The 16,345-nt window shown below is 43.9% G+C and carries 17 protein-coding genes; 7 read left to right on the top strand and 10 right to left on the bottom strand.

Going from position 1 to position 16,345, the window contains the following annotated elements; all coding sequences use genetic code 11:
* Nucleotide 1: 1 nt before the first annotated feature.
* From ureG to AC3WJJ_RS18530, 6 genes are read right to left on the bottom strand one after another with little or no spacing between them, the layout of a single operon-like run.
* Nucleotides 2–613, bottom strand: a complete 612-nt coding sequence (ureG, locus tag AC3WJJ_RS18555) for an urease accessory protein UreG (protein WP_422659205.1) — start codon at nt 611–613, stop codon at nt 2–4.
* Between the two features lie 32 nt (nt 614–645).
* Nucleotides 646–1,332 carry an urease accessory protein UreF gene (locus AC3WJJ_RS18550; RefSeq protein WP_492542989.1) on the bottom strand — a complete coding sequence of 229 codons (687 nt, stop codon included), beginning with the start codon at nt 1,330–1,332 and terminating at the stop codon, nt 646–648.
* Nucleotides 1,325–1,780 (bottom strand): urease accessory protein UreE, encoded by a 456-nt coding sequence (gene ureE / locus AC3WJJ_RS18545; protein WP_492542987.1) that lies wholly within the window; start codon nt 1,778–1,780, stop codon nt 1,325–1,327. Before ureE ends, AC3WJJ_RS18550 begins: the two co-directional genes overlap by 8 nt.
* An 11-nt stretch (nt 1,781–1,791) precedes the next feature.
* The gene (gene ureC, locus AC3WJJ_RS18540) at nt 1,792–3,504 is read right to left on the bottom strand and encodes an urease subunit alpha (protein WP_492542986.1); all 1,713 of its coding nucleotides are present in this window, start codon (nt 3,502–3,504) and stop codon (nt 1,792–1,794) included.
* A 2-nt stretch (nt 3,505–3,506) separates the two neighbouring features.
* Nucleotides 3,507–3,824, bottom strand: a complete 318-nt coding sequence (locus tag AC3WJJ_RS18535; RefSeq protein ID WP_492542983.1) for an urease subunit beta — start codon at nt 3,822–3,824, stop codon at nt 3,507–3,509.
* Between the two features lie 19 nt (nt 3,825–3,843).
* Nucleotides 3,844–4,146 carry an urease subunit gamma gene (locus AC3WJJ_RS18530; protein WP_422659210.1) on the bottom strand — a complete coding sequence of 101 codons (303 nt, stop codon included), beginning with the start codon at nt 4,144–4,146 and terminating at the stop codon, nt 3,844–3,846.
* A 326-nt stretch (nt 4,147–4,472) separates the two neighbouring features.
* On the opposite strand from AC3WJJ_RS18530, the gene AC3WJJ_RS18525 reads away from it, so the two are divergent.
* Together AC3WJJ_RS18525 and AC3WJJ_RS18520 are read left to right on the top strand one after the other, a co-directional pair.
* On the top strand, nt 4,473–5,231 hold the full coding sequence (locus AC3WJJ_RS18525) for a DUF3891 family protein (RefSeq protein ID WP_492542981.1): 759 nt from the start codon (nt 4,473–4,475) through the stop codon (nt 5,229–5,231).
* Nucleotides 5,232–5,270: 39 nt separating this feature from the next.
* Nucleotides 5,271–6,011, top strand: coding sequence for a class I SAM-dependent DNA methyltransferase (locus AC3WJJ_RS18520; protein WP_492542979.1), 741 nt, complete (start codon nt 5,271–5,273; stop codon nt 6,009–6,011).
* 122 nt (nt 6,012–6,133) lie between these two features.
* Here the strand turns inward: AC3WJJ_RS18520 and AC3WJJ_RS18515 are convergent, their stop codons facing one another.
* The 4 genes from AC3WJJ_RS18515 to AC3WJJ_RS18500 form a co-directional block, all read right to left on the bottom strand.
* Entirely contained in the window at nt 6,134–6,475 is a 342-nt protein-coding gene (locus AC3WJJ_RS18515) for a DUF1801 domain-containing protein (protein ID WP_492542977.1), read from the bottom strand.
* Nucleotides 6,476–6,526: 51 nt separating this feature from the next.
* The gene (locus AC3WJJ_RS18510; protein WP_492542975.1) at nt 6,527–6,922 is read right to left on the bottom strand and encodes a VOC family protein; all 396 of its coding nucleotides are present in this window, start codon (nt 6,920–6,922) and stop codon (nt 6,527–6,529) included.
* Nucleotides 6,923–7,060: 138 nt separating this feature from the next.
* Complete coding sequence (locus tag AC3WJJ_RS18505; RefSeq protein WP_492542974.1) at nt 7,061–8,332, bottom strand: RNA polymerase sigma factor; 1,272 nt, start codon at nt 8,330–8,332, stop codon at nt 7,061–7,063.
* Nucleotides 8,329–8,763, bottom strand: a complete 435-nt coding sequence (locus AC3WJJ_RS18500) for a YciI family protein (RefSeq protein WP_422659215.1) — start codon at nt 8,761–8,763, stop codon at nt 8,329–8,331. Before AC3WJJ_RS18500 ends, AC3WJJ_RS18505 begins: the two co-directional genes overlap by 4 nt.
* Before the next feature lie 258 nt (nt 8,764–9,021).
* Here AC3WJJ_RS18500 and AC3WJJ_RS18495 point away from each other — a divergent pair, with 258 nt between their 5' ends.
* The 5 genes from AC3WJJ_RS18495 to AC3WJJ_RS18475 all read left to right on the top strand — a co-directional run bounded on the left by AC3WJJ_RS18495 (nt 9,022) and on the right by AC3WJJ_RS18475 (nt 16,341).
* Nucleotides 9,022–10,221 carry a 3'-5' exonuclease gene (locus AC3WJJ_RS18495; RefSeq protein ID WP_492542972.1) on the top strand — a complete coding sequence of 400 codons (1,200 nt, stop codon included), beginning with the start codon at nt 9,022–9,024 and terminating at the stop codon, nt 10,219–10,221.
* Nucleotides 10,222–10,478: 257 nt separating this feature from the next.
* Complete coding sequence (locus AC3WJJ_RS18490; protein WP_492542970.1) at nt 10,479–11,417, top strand: ABC transporter permease; 939 nt, start codon at nt 10,479–10,481, stop codon at nt 11,415–11,417.
* Between the two features lie 10 nt (nt 11,418–11,427).
* Nucleotides 11,428–12,339, top strand: a complete 912-nt coding sequence (locus AC3WJJ_RS18485) for a carbohydrate ABC transporter permease (RefSeq protein WP_492542969.1) — start codon at nt 11,428–11,430, stop codon at nt 12,337–12,339.
* A 56-nt stretch (nt 12,340–12,395) separates the two neighbouring features.
* Entirely contained in the window at nt 12,396–14,015 is a 1,620-nt protein-coding gene (locus AC3WJJ_RS18480; RefSeq protein WP_492542967.1) for an extracellular solute-binding protein, read from the top strand.
* 91 nt (nt 14,016–14,106) lie between these two features.
* On the top strand, nt 14,107–16,341 hold the full coding sequence (locus tag AC3WJJ_RS18475) for a helix-turn-helix transcriptional regulator (RefSeq protein WP_492542965.1): 2,235 nt from the start codon (nt 14,107–14,109) through the stop codon (nt 16,339–16,341).
* The last annotated feature ends 4 nt before the right edge of the window (nt 16,342–16,345 follow it).

The following is a 16,345-nucleotide window of genomic DNA, read 5'->3' as shown; positions in this document are numbered from 1 at the left end:
ATTAAGCTAAACCTTTTAAAAAAGCATGCTGTCTAATCCATTCCATGACTTCAGGCAAGCCCTCATCATTTTTTAGGTTGGTAAAGAAGAAAGGTTTGTCACCTCGGAATACCTTAGTGTCCTTGGCCATAACCTCAAGGCTGGCACCGACAAACGGAGCAAGATCGGTTTTATTAATGATAAACAGATCAGATTTAATCATACCTTGTCCACCCTTACGAGGAATCTTCTCTCCTTGTGCAACATCGATAATATAAATGGAGAAGTCAACGAGTTCAGGGCTGAATGTCGCCGCAAGATTGTCGCCGCCACTTTCAACGAATATAAGTTCTACATCAGGGTGCCGCTCTATTAATTGGTCGATCGCCGCGAAGTTCATAGAAGCATCTTCACGAATAGCGGTGTGAGGACAGCCGCCCGTTTCTACCCCGATAATACGGTCCTCTGGAAGAACCCCATTTTGAATTAAAAATTTAGCATCTTCTTTGGTGTAAATATCATTTGTGACTACAGCCATTTTGATTTCATTCGCAAGATGGCGAGTCAATTTCTCTACAAGCATAGTTTTACCTGCACCAACAGGTCCTCCGACACCGATTCTGATAGGATTCATGATAGCACTTCCCTTTTCAATTTTTTTAAACATTAAGACATAAATATCCGTATATTCACACGTTCGTGTTTCATTTGAGACAGTTCAATACCAGGTGACACAATGCCGAAATCATCTTGCGTAAGCTCCAAGATGGTATCTACAGCCTTAGTTAATTCAGGTATGAAGAGATGAGTAATGGTTTGACCTGCGGTTTGTCCAAGAGGAATGGCGCGGACTGCGTTTTGGACTTGACTGGAAATCGCAGAGTACAAATAGTAGAGGATGGTATCTTGCTTGGTTACTTGCAGTCCATGAGCTACCATCGAGAAAACAATGGCCGAGTGACCGAAAGCATTCTTATGCTTCACTTCTTCTCCATATTGTGAGAGTATGGGCAACCCATAAAGTGATTGTGTCAGCTTTAGCATTCGGTCCCCAATCATTTGGGTTCCTTCCCGAGTTTCCCTGGGTAAGTTTTGAACCGTTAATAGGCGATCTAGATGCCATATCTGCTGTATATCTTCATTCACAAGAGCCTCATAAACGAGCCGTGAGGCAAGCCCGTCTGAATAAACGAGCTGCTCATGCAAATACACCTTCAACCATTTCGAGAATGTTTCCTGATTATGAACTTTGCCCTCCTGAATGTAGCTTTCAAGCCCGAAAGAATGGCTGAAGGCTCCAGTAGGAAAGTTCGAATCGCATAGCTGAAACAAAGAGAGAAGCTGGTTATTCATGACTGTGGCCTATATGGCGGAATGCCTGTTTGACCTTTCGATCCTCTCGTTTATAAGGAATAGCAAGCTGTTCCAGTAATTCCTCAACTAAATAGTCGTATTGAACGAGCATATCATTATCTTCAAATTGAGCAGGAAGATGGCGATTCCCTAGCTGGTGAGCGATGGATCCCATCTCATGAATACTCCTAGGTTGGATAACAAGCAGGTCATCTGATAGCACATCAATAACGATCATGTTCTTATCATCCATGTATAAGACATCACCAGCTACAAGATCCCGAGGTTCGCTCAGGCGAATACCCAGCTCGTTGCCATGATCTGTTTTTACTCGTTGGATACGCTTCATTAAATGCGCGCTTTCCAGATATACCTTTTCCATATGACGCTTCTCAATATCACGTTTATCCATTTGTTCTAGATTGGTTATAATTTTCTCAATAATCAATGTCTTTCACCTCAGAATAAGAAATATCGCTGGCCCATGGGTACACTATCGACCGGATCGCAGGTCAGCAATTCACCGTTTACTTTTACTTCATAGGTTTGTGGATCTACCGTAATATCAGGTGTTTCCGAATTCAATTTCATACTTTTTTTCGTGAGTGTACGAATGCCACCAACAGGCAGGATTATTTTTTCAAGTCCAAGTTTTTCGTGGACCCCATCGTCAAAAGCTGCTTGCGAAATGAAGGTTGCTGAGCTTTTGGCTAACGCTTTTCCGAACTGAGCATACATAGGACGATAAATATATGGCTGTGGCGTTGGAATCGAGGCATTGGCATCGCCCATTAACCCTACTACGGCAAATCCGTTCTTCAGCACCATTTCTGGCTTTACTCCAAAAAACTTTGGATTCCACAGCACTAAATCGGCCATTTTCCCAACTTCAATAGAACCTACATGTTCGGAAATCCCATGTGTAATGGCTGGGTTAATTGTGTATTTGGCAATATAGCGCTTCGCCCGGTTATTATCTGCATATTGGCTGTCGCCTTGCAGAAGTCCGCGTTGTTTTTTCATTTTGTCAGCAACTTGCCAAGTACGTAGAACAACTTCGCCCACACGGCCCATGGCTTGGGAATCCGAGCTTACCATGCTGAATACGCCCATGTCGTGAAGGATATCTTCAGCGGCGATCGTTTCTCTTCTTATTCTAGAATCTGCAAAAGCGATGTCTTCTGGTACAGAAGGGTTTAAATGGTGACATACCATGACCATGTCAAGGTGTTCATCAATTGTATTAACGGTGTAGGGGAGGGTTGGATTCGTTGAGGAAGGCAGGATGTTAAGGTAACCTGCTGATTTGATTAAATCAGGTGCGTGGCCACCGCCTGCGCCTTCCGTATGGTACATGTGAAGAACTCGATCTTTTACTGCTGCCATCGTTGTTTCCATAAAGCCACTTTCATTTAATGTATCTGCGTGAAGGGCAACTTGAATGTCATACTCATCGGCTACTTGAAGTGCGTAGTCAAGGGATGAGCCGGTAGCGCCCCAATCTTCATGAACCTTTAATCCGATTACGCCAGCTCTCACTTGCTCGGCTAATGGTTCTGTCGAAGCGGCATGTCCCTTACCCGTAAATCCGATATTGATCGGGAGGCCTTCAGCGGCTGCTAGCATTCGGTGAATATTCCATTCACCTGGGGTAACCGTCGTAGCCTTAGATCCTGCAGCAGGTCCTGTACCACCGCCAATTAAGGTTGTTGTACCCGACGTTAACGCTACGTCTACTTGCTTAGGATTAATAAAATGAACGTGTGTATCGATGGCTCCAGCGGTTACAATTAAACCTTCACCAGCAATGATTTCGGTAGAAGTACCTATAATAATATCGATGTTATCCGTAATTAGGGGGTTACCGCTTTTACCAATTCCGAATATTCTTCCATCTCGAAGGGCTAAATCCGCTTTATAGATTCCGGTGTAATCCAAAATAATAACATTGGTGATGACCGTATCAGGCACACCATCGTTACGAGTTGCAAGAGGATGCTGCCCCATGCCGTCCCGTATAACCTTGCCTCCACCAAAGACAACTTCTTCTCCGTATGATGTGTAGTCCTTCTCGATTTGGATAAATAAATCTGTATCTGCCAGGCGAACCGAATCACCTGTCGTTGGTCCGTACATCTCAGCATATTGCTTTCGAGACATTCTAAAACTCATACTCAATCCTCGCTTTCTAATTTTCCATCGACTTTATTGTTGAACCCATACACACGGCGTTCTCCTGAAAAATTAATAAGCTGAATTTCTTTCCCGTCTCCGGGTTCAAAACGAACAGCCGCTCCAGCAGGGACATTAAGTCGTTTACCGTAAGCCTCTTCGCGATTGAATTGAAGTGCTTCATTAACTTCGTAGAAATGAAAGTGCGACCCGACTTGAATCGGGCGATCTCCTGTATTCGTCACGGAAATCGTAAATATCTCACTTCCTTCGTTACAGATGATGTCTTCGTCTTTTAGGATGTATTCTCCCGGTATCATCGTTTGAGCTCCTTTCTAGTTAGCGTATCGGGCTGTGTACGGTTACTAATTTCGTTCCATCTGGAAAGGTTGCTTCAACCTGTATATCGTCTATCATTTCGGGGATTCCTTCCATAACGTCGTCCCTGGTCAAAATAGAGGCTCCGTACTCCATCAGCTCAGCAACGGTCTTACCATCTCTGGCACCTTCGATGACCTCATAAGTAATCAGGGCGACGGCTTCGGGGTGGTTTAATTTTAAACCTCTGTCTTTTCTACGCTTGGCCAGATCGGCTGCGACTACGATCATAAGCTTGTCAATCTCTCGTGGCAGTAAATGCATAGCTACAACCTCCTAAATTATTTCACAACGACAAGAACCCTCCAATCAGAGGAAAGGAGGGTTCTTAATATGAAAAATATAAAATTTCTTTATATAATTTCCCCTAAAGCCCGGTAAGTAAACGTTTCCTCTGAAGTTTGAATTTTTAGCCCATTTAAACTAGTCTATCATAAATGAAGCCCAAGATGAAGCAAAAAATATTGTTCTCCAATTTGATACACATTTCGACGTTTGAGCCAAATCCACTAGGAGAAACTCGAAAGGCTGTTGAATAAATAGGGTATGAATGTTGGGAGCTGAAGTTTGAAAATTAAGGAGGGAGTCCTATGATTATTCGGGAGACTGAGGAAGTTTTTGTGATGACAACACAAGATGACCATGCACATTTTTCAGAGGAAGTAGCCCGGGGGTTTCGAAAGGAATGGTTTCTGGGTGAGCAGTATACAGAAGATTGCCTGCTTGCCATCCGGGAGCATGATCGGAGCTGGATTCGCCTAGATGACACGCCGATATGGAATGATTACGCAGCAGTACCTTTCACATTTATTGATTATCCTGTATTACCGAAGCTGGTGATGTATGAGCTTGGTTTGGACGAAGTAGAGAAGATGAGTTCTTATGCAGCACTTCTGTGTAGTATGCATTTTGCGTCATTTTTCAAGTCCGTTCAGGGTGCCGGGCACGAAGCGGAAGTTGATTTTTATCAGCGAGAGCTTGCAAGGCAAGAACGATTAAAGACGATGCTGAATGATCTGGATGAAGCGATGATTACAAGACATTTTCAACTTTTACAACTCTGTGATGATATATCTCTATATATCTGTATGAACACGGAAGGAGTCTCAAAAGAGCACGAGCACCCTTGGTTTAAGCAGGGCTTTAATAGCTTGGTAGATGGACAGAAGTTTATTGCGGAATGGATCAGTCCCTACGAGGTTCGCATAGATCCTCCAAATTTGTTCCAGCAAGCGTGTAAAGTTCACCTGCGGCATAAACGTGTATCGAAACAACGTATCAACGAAATCGGAATTCATAAGGCTTATCTTGAAAGTGAGTGGACGGACCAGATAGTTACTTTTGTGTGAATAGAACATTTTGCGAAAAAATGAGAAAAGGAGGCCTTTATGACATCATACCGGGGATCGGAGCATTATGATCAGGAAGCTTTTCTAGATCGATATTTGCAGCGGAGAAGCTGGAGCGAGAATGCCAATGATACGCTTGAGAAGCCGATTATTTACGAAATGATGGGTGATGTGCGGCAAAAGTCGATTCTGGATTTAGGTTGTGGTACGGCTGCTTATGGTAATGAATTGCTGGATATGGGCGCGGTGCAATATACGGGGATCGAAGGATCGGTTCAGATGGTCCAGCATGCTCGTCAAAATCTAAAAGATCGTCGGAACTGTCATGTGATTCATATGGTCTTGGAAGATTGGGATGCGCCAGAGTCTGCATATGACAAGATTATCTCAAGGCTTGTCCTACATTATATAGAAGATATTGATAAGCTGTTCAAAAATGTCTATCAGTCCTTAAAGTCAGGGGGGAGTTTTGTATTCTCAGTAGAGCATCCGGTCATGACATCTTCGTATGGTCTGCCGAAACCCGAAGGGCAGAAACAGGACTGGACGGTAGATAATTACTTCATTACTGGTGAGTGTGAACAAGAGTGGCTGGGAAGCACAGTCAAGAAGTTCCACAGGACAGTTGAGGACTATTTTGGCGCGCTGATCAGGGCAGGATTTCTGGTGGAAGAGGTCCGGGAATCTCGGCCGAATGAACGGTTGTTCAGCAATCGGGAAACGTATGAGCGTAGATGTAGAATTCCTTTATTCTTAATGATGAAAGGATACAAGAAGTAGAGAGAGGATTCGAAAGTAAGAGTGGGTGAGGGAAACGACACGTTGTAACACGTTCTCTAAAGAAAAATTGAAGGCCGGCATTCCTATGCATAGGTAGGAGTATCGGCCTTTTAAGTATGCATTTATAGCGTGGCAGCTGCCTGTTGCAACCAAGATGATAGTTGACTAAAATCGACTGAGTGACCTTTTTTCAACTTGATCGTCTTTCGTTCAGGAGGACCGTCGAATAATTCTTCCGGAAGTGTAAGCCCAGCTGTATTAAAGATGGTAAAGCTTACGGCATCTTTTGATGTGCTGATGACAGCAGCGTATTTACTACCCTTCAAGAAATGGGGTTTCTTGTACTGAACGCGCTCCTGGATGTCTGGAATCGTCTGATGAACAACCTCTCGAAGGCTGGAGCATAGCTCTCCCTGCCAAGGTTCTTTTACCGTTTGAATAAAATCCGTTACATCTTGGTTCATTGTTCATTCTCCTTTATACCTTCATGTGTTTTTTGAATGCGTATTCTATCGTTATTGCTTGTTAATCATCCACGTCACACCAAATTTATCTACAACTTCTCCATAATAGGCACCCCATGGCTGAAGAGCGAGAGGATACTTACTTTCGCCACCTTGGCTAAGATTGGCATATGCCGTTTGAGCTTCTGACACATCGTCGTAGGTTAAGGAAAGACAGATGCTGCGGTTATATGACACTGGTTCGAACGAGTCGGAAATCATTAATGTATTCGCTCCTGCCACGGTCAGCGCCAAATGCATGACTTTGTCCTTTATCGCCTCCGGTGTACCTGGTGTCTCGCCAAATGTGGTGAGAAAATGAATTTCACCGCCGAGTGATTCAATATAAAAATGGGCCTGTGCTCTTGCATCCTCTGACATCATATAAGGGTTTAATTGTGCTCCCATGTTAACAACCTCTTTCTTTTTTTGAAATGTAATAGACCTATGGCTTCGTGAAATGAAAAGCTCTAACTTTGGTCTCTATGAATACAACGAATGAGAAATGGTGAGATCGACACGTATAGGAAAAAATATTTTAAATTTTTAACGATTATCCGGTTTTGCTAGCAAACATTCGTCAGCACGCTTCTGGAGAAGATCGCGCTCACGCACGTTACGTGTCAATATTGAAGCACGTAAGAACTCTTTATGAGCTTCATCATGGCGTCCAAGTTTCACAAGAAGGTCGCCGCGAACGCTTGGGAGAAGATGATAACTTTTCAGTGAAGGCTCGGATTGTAGCTCGTCGATTAATTGAAGTCCGAATGCAGGACCAAAGGCCATCGCAATTGAAACAGCACGATTCAATTCAATAACGGGAGAGGGCACGATACGTGCTAATGCTTCGTAAAGGGCAGCAATACGAGCCCAGTCGGTTTCAGTTGCGGTGCGTGCCTGTGCGTGACAAGCAGATATGGCGGCTTGCAAGGCATAAGGGCCAAGTGGACGCCCGAGTTTCTGGGCTTTTTCGAGAGAGGCTAAACCGCGCCGAATCAGCAGTTGATCCCAAAGCGCACGGTTTTGGTCCACGAGAAGGATAGGTTCGCCTGTAGGATCAATCCGAGTTTTGAAGCGGGAAGATTGGATCTCCATTAGGGAGACCAAACCGTGGACCTCCGGCTCACTAGAAGCAATTTCAGTAAGGATACGTCCGAGCCGAAGTGCTTCCTGACATAGCTGAGGACGTATCCAGTTTCCACCGGAAGTTGCTGTATATCCTTCGTTGAACATGAGATAGATGACCTCAAGAACGGTTGATAAGCGCTCCTTAAGTTCATTCCCTTCAGGCATTTCAAAGGGAACCTTCGCCTTGCTCAGTGTCCGCTTTGCCCGCACAATTCGTTGTGCAATGGTCGATTCAGGCACGAGGAAGGCCTGTGCGATTTCAACAGTCGTGAGCCCCCCAAGTAGACGAAGGGTCAGGGCTACGCGAGCTTCTTGGGATAGAAGCGGATGGCATGTAGTAAAAATTAATCGCAGAAGGTCATCTCCAATTTCGCCATCCATCGTAATTCCTAGATCGTGTTCGGTAAATAATTCGTTATCCCGACTGAACTCTTCATATTTACGGTCACGTAGCTTGTTCCGTCGTATTAGATCGATTGCACGGCGCTTTGCTGTAGTCATTAGCCAAGCACCTGGATTATCTGGAATGCCACGATCCGGCCACTGTTCGAGTGCGATAACAAGAGCATCTTGGGCAAGATCCTCTGCTACACCAATATCACGAACCATACGTGCCAATCGAGCGATAAGCTTGGATGATTCAATTCGCCAAATCGCATCGATTGTTCGGTGTGTTGGAGATGAAGTCATAATTTCTTGGTCCTCGTCAATTGTTCACGGAAGGAAGCTTCCATCGCGAGCGTCTCCGGATTTTGGGTTAGATCGGTTGCCTCAAATACTTGTCGAAGCTCGATGACTCCTTCTCCGTATCCATGAGGGTCAGGCATTCGCATGGCCCATTCGATGGCTTCTTCTCTCGATGTTACTTCAATAAGTGTATAGCCAGCGATTAGCTCTTTGGTCTCTGTGAAAGGACCATCGATGACTGTTGGCTTGCCACCGGGCTCTGGATAGGAAATTCGAATTCCAGTTGAGCTTGATTGCAAACCATCAGCAGCGAGGAGAACACCCGCCTTTGCCAGCTCCTCGTTATAACGCAGCATAGCTTCAAGTAGCTTCTGATCAGGCACAATACCTGCCTCGGAGTCTTGGGTAGCCTTGACAATCATCATAAATCGCATATTATAACCTCCTATGTTTGTTACGTTAATTTACGATCCTCACTCTAAGAAACCGGTAGCTTGTCTTTATATTGACGATGAATAGAAGCATATTAAATCGAAGTCAGTCAATATCAAAATAAACCAACCACCATAATTTGTAAATGAAGTTTTAAATAGAGAAGTGGGCATAGAAATAAAAAAGAAGGAGCTCTCCCTTAAGGAATAGAATTTCTAAATTATTGAATGAAGTAGATGGACGGGAGGTTACACATATCCGTGGATGTGAAAATGTTATCGGAGCAAGCTTACGAGGTCTCCGGATTAAATATAAAGAATATACAACATCAAAAATTCTGCGTATTTGACCTGGAGACGACCGGTATTCAGGTAGAGACAGAGCGGATTATTCAGATCGGGGCGATCCGTATGGACAATTCAGGGATAATTTCAAGTGAAACGTTCTGTACATACGTCAAACCTGCTAAGTCGATCCCACAAGAGATCGAAACTTTAACGGGGATTTATAACGGTGATGTTGAGAACGCTCCAAGGCTGAAAGAGGTATATGGATCATTTTTAGACTTCGCAGATGATTGTATCCTCGTTACTCAAGCTGGATATGAGTTTGATCTGCCACTCCTTGAGCGGGAGTGCGACCGTCAGGGCCTTACGATGCCTGCCAACCCATGTATAGATACCAAGGCATTATTTACGTATCTTCATCCTGAAGTGGAGGATATTATCTCAACAGACTTTTTGCTTTATTATTATGGCTTGGATAGTAAAGGCATACAGAGACATGATGCACTGGGAGACAGTATGCTAATCGGACAGATTTTCAGAGAAATGCTTAGAGAGCTAGAACTGCGTAACATCGAGCATCTTGATTTCACGAGACCGATTATTGTCAAACGATTTCAGCTTCCTCCGTTAATTAAAAGTTTTCAATCCAATCCACATCCTGGCCGGTTCCCAGCACTTACAAGGCAGCAGTATAATTTGTTTCTGAGCATTATCATTCTATTCCTCATTACATCTGCGCTTACCGGATTTGTAGATCTGATGACTTTCCGCCTAGTATGGAGTGGTCATATATCGGGTAACGGGAATCCGGGCTTACTTGTGGTGTTTATCTTGGTTCCCTTATATGTAGTGCTACTGGTATTAACGGGTATTGCCTCACGTTATTTCTTTATTGAGAAAATGAAGGACGGCGTGTACTCAGTAGGAATACTTATCTTTTTGACCGTAATGACGGGAGTTATAGCATTGCTTGCATATGGATACTATCATCAAATTTTCAGTGGGCTAGGTGGGGGTCCTGATCATACGGATTCTATGATCTTTCGCTTCAGACACATTAATCAGTACACGAATACAGCTTACATTAACATTCTGACATATAGTCTGGGATTGGTATGTTCCATGATCGCAGGGTATGTGGCGGCTTTGATTACTAGAAGCAAACATAATTGAATCCTCGTTCTTGATAGTGAACAACGTAAAAACAAACTCAAATTCATGATCTGGTGAAGCCCGCTTAAGGCGGGCTTTTTTGATTGTTCACCCCCGTTTCCAACAGCAAATTTCTAGCTGCATTAATGAAAGAAAAAATTGTGTAGCGCTTAAAATTATGTTGCTTGCTCAGGCCAGGGGCGCCCCTATATGATGAATCCAAGCGGAGGAACGGGCCCGTAAGAACCGCGACGTTTCTTTTAGAAAGGGGGAAGGTTGTGAAAGCAGCCAGTCAACTGAGTAAGCGTAAATCTTATCATCACTTGCGTGACCATTTTCAGCTGTATTTGATTATGCTTCCCGTCCTGGTTCACATTTTTATATTCAGTTATATCCCGATGTATGGCATAGTCATTGCATTTCAGAATTATTACCCGGGAAAACCTTTCCTTTCTTTTAGCGGTGGGGTGGACTGGGTTGGCTTCCAGCATTTCATTGATTTCTTCAATGGGCCGTATTTCGGAAGACTGATGAAGAACACATTTTTACTCAGCTTTTATTTTCTGGTATTCGGCTTTTGGGTGCCAATCTTGTTCGCTCTTCTGTTGAACGAGCTCAGAAGCGGGATATTCAAGAAGTATGTACAGACCGCAAGCTATTTGCCGCATTTCATTTCCAATGTTGTAGTGGCTGGCATGGTATTATCCTTCATTAATATCGATGGAATCGTGAATGCCTTAGTAACGATTTTTGGAGGGGCACCGGTAGCCTTGAATACTGAACCCGGATATTTCCCCGCCATTTATACCATCACGAGTATATGGAAAGCGTTTGGTTGGAGCAGTATATTGTACCTCGCAGCTATGTCGTCGGTTGATCCGCATATGTATGAAGCCGCTAAAATCGATGGTGCCAACCGATTTAAGCAAATGATTAAAATTACACTGCCCTCGATTCGACCGACGATTTTTATCCTGTTGATCTTCGCAATAGGCAATTTACTATCAGCAAACAGCGAATTTATCCTGCTCATTTATAATCCTATGGTTTATGAGACTGCAGATGTTATTGGTACCTATTTGTACCGTGAAGGGCTACTAGGCGGTAATTTTAGCTCCGGAACGGCGGTTGGTTTGTTCGTATCACTCATTAATTTTACGCTGTTATACACCGCAAACGCGCTTAGCCGCAAATACTCTGATTACGCCATATGGTAGGGGGAGTTCCATGATCAGCTCGTTCAAGAGAAATCCGAATAAGATCAGGCAGGGCTCCATTATGGTCGATATCGTTCTATATGCGATTGCGTTACTAATCTGCCTGATTACACTGTATCCGTTCTATTACGTGATTATCATGTCCATCAGCTCTCCTCAGGAAGTTGCGGCCATGAATGTATTCTGGTTTCCCAAAGGGTTCTTCCTAGACTCTTATGAATTGATCGTAAGAGACACGAAAATGTGGTGGGCTTACTCTAATACGTTAATATACGTTACGGCGGGGACCTTGCTGAACTGCCTTATGGCTGTTTTGGGTGCCTATCCGCTTACGGTGAAAAATCTAAAAGGGCGCAAATGGATTGTTGCCTTTCTCCTCATTCCGATGTACTTCGGTGGTGGGCTAATCCCAACATACCTGCTTGTGAACAAACTTGGGATGTACAACACAATGTTCGCCGTAATCATTCCAGGCATGGTAAGCATCTGGAACATCATTCTGGTCCGGACCTTTTTTACAACCATCCCTGAAGGATTAAAGGAATCCGCATTTATTGACGGCGCTTCCCACTGGCAGCTGTTATTCAAGGTCATTCTACCGATATCAAAGCCCATTATTGCAGTTATTGCCATTTATTCAATTGTTGGTATTTGGAACAGCTGGTTTGAGGCGCTGGTTTACTTGCCTAATGAGAAGCTCCACCCTTTACAGATGTATTTGTATCGTGTGGTTGTCCAGCAGTCTGTAGATTTGAAGACGCTTTCATTAGAGGATACGAGAAATGCTGTAGCGAATATGCTCTCCAGCATCCAATTGAAGTACGCCATCATTGTATTCACAACGCTACCTGTTATTTTTACGTATCCTTTTTTTCAGAAGTATTTCATTAAAGGCGCTCTTCTCGGTTCGTTAAAGGAATAGCATTCCATGAATATTTTGCAAAATGCGAAAGAACATGATCAAGGGGGAATTCGTCCATGAATACTTGGAGAAAAACGTTAGTATCGGCAGTGGCCGCAGTACTACTGCTTGGATCAATTACAGCCTGCAGTGGTGACAAACAAAATGGAGAATCCGGTACAGAGGAATCAACTGGTAAGCTGCGGCTGCTCGGTCCAGCCTCGGCCAATAAGTATATCAAATTTGATGACAGAGAAAAGTATCCGGTGTGGAAAGAGATTGACAAGATTCTAGATGAAGTGGGTCTGGATCTCGATTATGAGCTGGTCCCGAACGAGCAATATGATGTGGTCATCAAAACAAGGATGGCTTCCGGGCAAGATCTTCCCGATATCGTAAATATATCAAGGCTTGATAACACAACGGTGCTGAATTTGGCAAAGCAGGGAGTCATACAAGACTTGAACCCACTTATTGAGAAATACAGCAACGGCAACATCAAGAAAATGTATGATACAGAATTCCCGTATGCAAGAAAATCGACGACTTCACCTGATGGCAAAATGTATTGGTTCAGCAACCTTCACAAAAAGACATATCAAGAAAAGAACCCAGCCCCGGTCTCTTTAACCATGCTGATCCGCAATGACTGGCTTACAAAGTTGAATCTTCCGGTTCCGTCAACAGCGCAAGAGTATGTAGATACCTTGAAGCAGTTTAGAGACAACGATGCTAACGGCAACGGACTGAAAGATGAAATCCTGTCCTATGATCCAGGGCTATTCTCAGGCTCGATTGCTCAGTGGTTTGGTCTTGGTTCGGATATTACAGCAGTAGACGTGGAGAACAAAAAGGTCGTATCTCCGTGGTATCAAGAAGGAATCAAGGATTATTTCCGCTATATGCAAGAGCTGGTGAAGGAGGGTGTACTGGATACGAGCCTCATCGGGGCTAGCGGTGAACAACGAACACAAAAAATGACAGAAAATAAAGTCGCTTCGCTTAGTGATTATAATCTGGCGACATATAATGAGCCCTTGATTAAGGGAGGCGGAGAGTATCTCCCACTCATGCCACTTAAAGCTGCGGATGGAATCGATCCTGCTGCGCAGCTAGAGCCTGAGTTTCTTGTGTGGCAGAAGTATGCAATTACTAAGGATTGCAAGGATGTAGAGGCTGCTATTAAATTTTTTGACATGATATATTCGGAGCAATATGCAGATCTGCTGTACTGGGGAATTGAGGGTTTGACTTATAAAACCGATGATAGCGGCGCCAAGGTATTTATTAATAAAGGTCCGGATGAAGAACTAGCAAAGTCTGGGCAGGTCACAGGGCAAAAACTTTTCGGAGATACCGTATTCCCGCGTGTTCAATTCGCCAACCTCGAGTTTGAGCTTGCTAGTGTTCCGAAATACAAAGCAGATAATGAGCTAGAGATTTTGAACTATAAGCCGTATTTTGTAAATATGAATCATATCTACTTAGCGATACCAGATGATAAGCAGCTAGAGAGAAAAACCAAGATTCTGACGAATTTGTCCACCTATTCAACGGAGCTTGCAACCAAGCTTGCACTGGGTCAAAAATCGCTAGACGATTGGGATCAGTATATGGCGGAGCTCAAAAAGCTCGGGCTTGATGAGCTTCTCGAAATCGATCAGCAGTTGCTTGACAGATACAACAGCATCAAGTAGCCTAATTCACAATAAAATGGTAGAAATGGCAGACTCCTTACCGCGTGGATGATCTGCCATTTTTCGTATTTTGCCAAAGGAGGGACGTCACTTGCATAAGAGGAGTTTCGGAAACAGTGCATATAGAAAAATATTGATTTCTTACACTGCTATACTTATTATTCCCATTATTGTCTTCAGCGTCCTGAGCGTGTACCAAAACATCAGGGAGGAGCAAGGGGAACAATTTAATAAGCACTCGGCGGATGCTAAGCGTATTGCTGCTATTGTGGATAATAAGCTGAATGAACTCAAAACTCTCGGTAAAACCATGAGCAGTGAAACTTGGGTGATTAAGCTAATGCAGAATACAAACGTATATGAGCCGGAGTTTGATCTACTCAAAATGCTAGAAATCCAGAAAAATCTGAATCAGGATATCAATTCATTAGGCGTTCTTTCCTTTGGCATGGTTGTGTTTCCCGAGAATGAGCGGATTTTGACCTCGTGGGGTACGTACGGAATAGATCATTTTTTTGAAAGTGTAGCTGTCTTTGATCCAGAGACCGAACAGTCGATCCAAAACTCACTTTTATCTCCAGACTATTTCAAAATCATGCAGCCCACAAAGATGAAGCTATGGGGGATGGGGAAATCGGTTATTCCGGTTGTTCAAAGCTTGGAGGTTGTGAACCATCCGAGGGCTGTACTGGTTCTGTTTATTGACAGCGCTTACTTATCGGATTATTTGCACCGTTTTGGCGGCGCCGAATTTATGAAGCTCATTATTTCGGATGAAGATTCGGTTGTTTACCAAACCCTAGGTGGGACGGACACGAAAGATTTGGAGGATACAACTTACACGATCTCGCTTTTATCCCAGGCGAGCAAGTGGAAGTACGATATATCTTACGAGGACCCCAGCTGGCGGTGGATTCACAACTTACTAGGTCCACTGCTATTGCTTATTTTGTTGCTGGCTGTGGGTATCTGCTGTACGTTCCTATTAGCTAAGCTGACCTATCATCCGCTTCGGGCTTTGCTGAATAAACTTTCGGGAATGCTCCAAGATGAAGAGAGTAAGGGGGGACCTGTATACGGCTCAGAATACAGTTATATTGAGAAGTCGTTCGACCGCTTGCTTCATGAAAATCAGAAGCTGCAGCAAACGATGCAGGACTTTGAAAGTGCTGCGAGATCGAATATGCTTCTGCGACTGTTAAAGGGGTATTTTCCAGACGATCAGCATATGAACAGACTCCGTAAATTCGATATTCCTTACACGGACAACAAATATTACTGCACAATGCTGATAAGCTTTCATGCGATTCAGGATCTTGCGGATTATGATAATCTGCGGAAGATAGAAATGATCACCATGATTGTCGCTCAGCAAACCATGCAGCGGTATCAATTGGAGTATGAGCTGTTTGAGGTGACGAGCGCGGACAATGCTCTCATTCTCTCCTCCAGCGATTGGTTCGGGGAGGACGGGATGATCGAGCGGATTGCGGAGGAGGTAGCGTCAGTCATCGGACAGACGTGTGGATTTCAACCTGACGTTCTACACGGAACGGTGGAACAAGGTGTCGTTGGCATCAGTAAGTCGTATTATATGGCTCAGGAACGACTGCACTATGTTATTTTTTCAAGAGGACACATCGTCCCTACAGCGGTAGAAACCATTCCACATGCTGTGAATTATTACTATCCTACGGATTGGGAGGTGCAGTTGATTCATAATCTGAAGGTCGGTAATCTGGATACGTCGATTCAAATTCTACAAGAGATCAGCATGGAGAATGAGAAGCGGCAACTATCTGAGGAGTGTACGGTTAAGTTGATCTCCTTATTGATGGAGACGATGCTCAGAGTTCTGCAGGAGCTTAATCTCGACATCGGCATTTACGCCAAACAGTTTGACAATAGACTAAGCGCTGCCGATCAAGGTGCCATGTGGAGTTATGTGTTCGAGGTCGGTACTTTGATCTGTGAAAGAAAACAGTATTCGAACTCCTCCTCCACGATGGAGGTCGGAAGTAAGATGCTTCAATATGTAAATGAGAATTATACTAGCGTGGATATTTCGCTGAAACAGCTGGCAGAAATGTATCAAGTCTCGGTCTCGGGTGTGTCCAAGATCTTCAAGGAGTTTACGGGCATTAACTTTTACGATTATCTCTGCCGCTTGCGTATGGAGATGGCAAAGGGATTACTCCGAGAGAATAGCTGCAAAATCGATGATATTGCGCACCAGGTCGGGTACGAAAATGTATATTCATTTAAGCGTGCCTTCGCTAGGTATGAAGGCATTAAACCGGATGAATACATGAAACTGGCAAATTGAAAAA

It is taken from the genome of Paenibacillus sp. FW507-14B1B (assembly GCF_058781425.1).
This window is presented reverse-complemented; position numbering and strand designations above follow the sequence as displayed.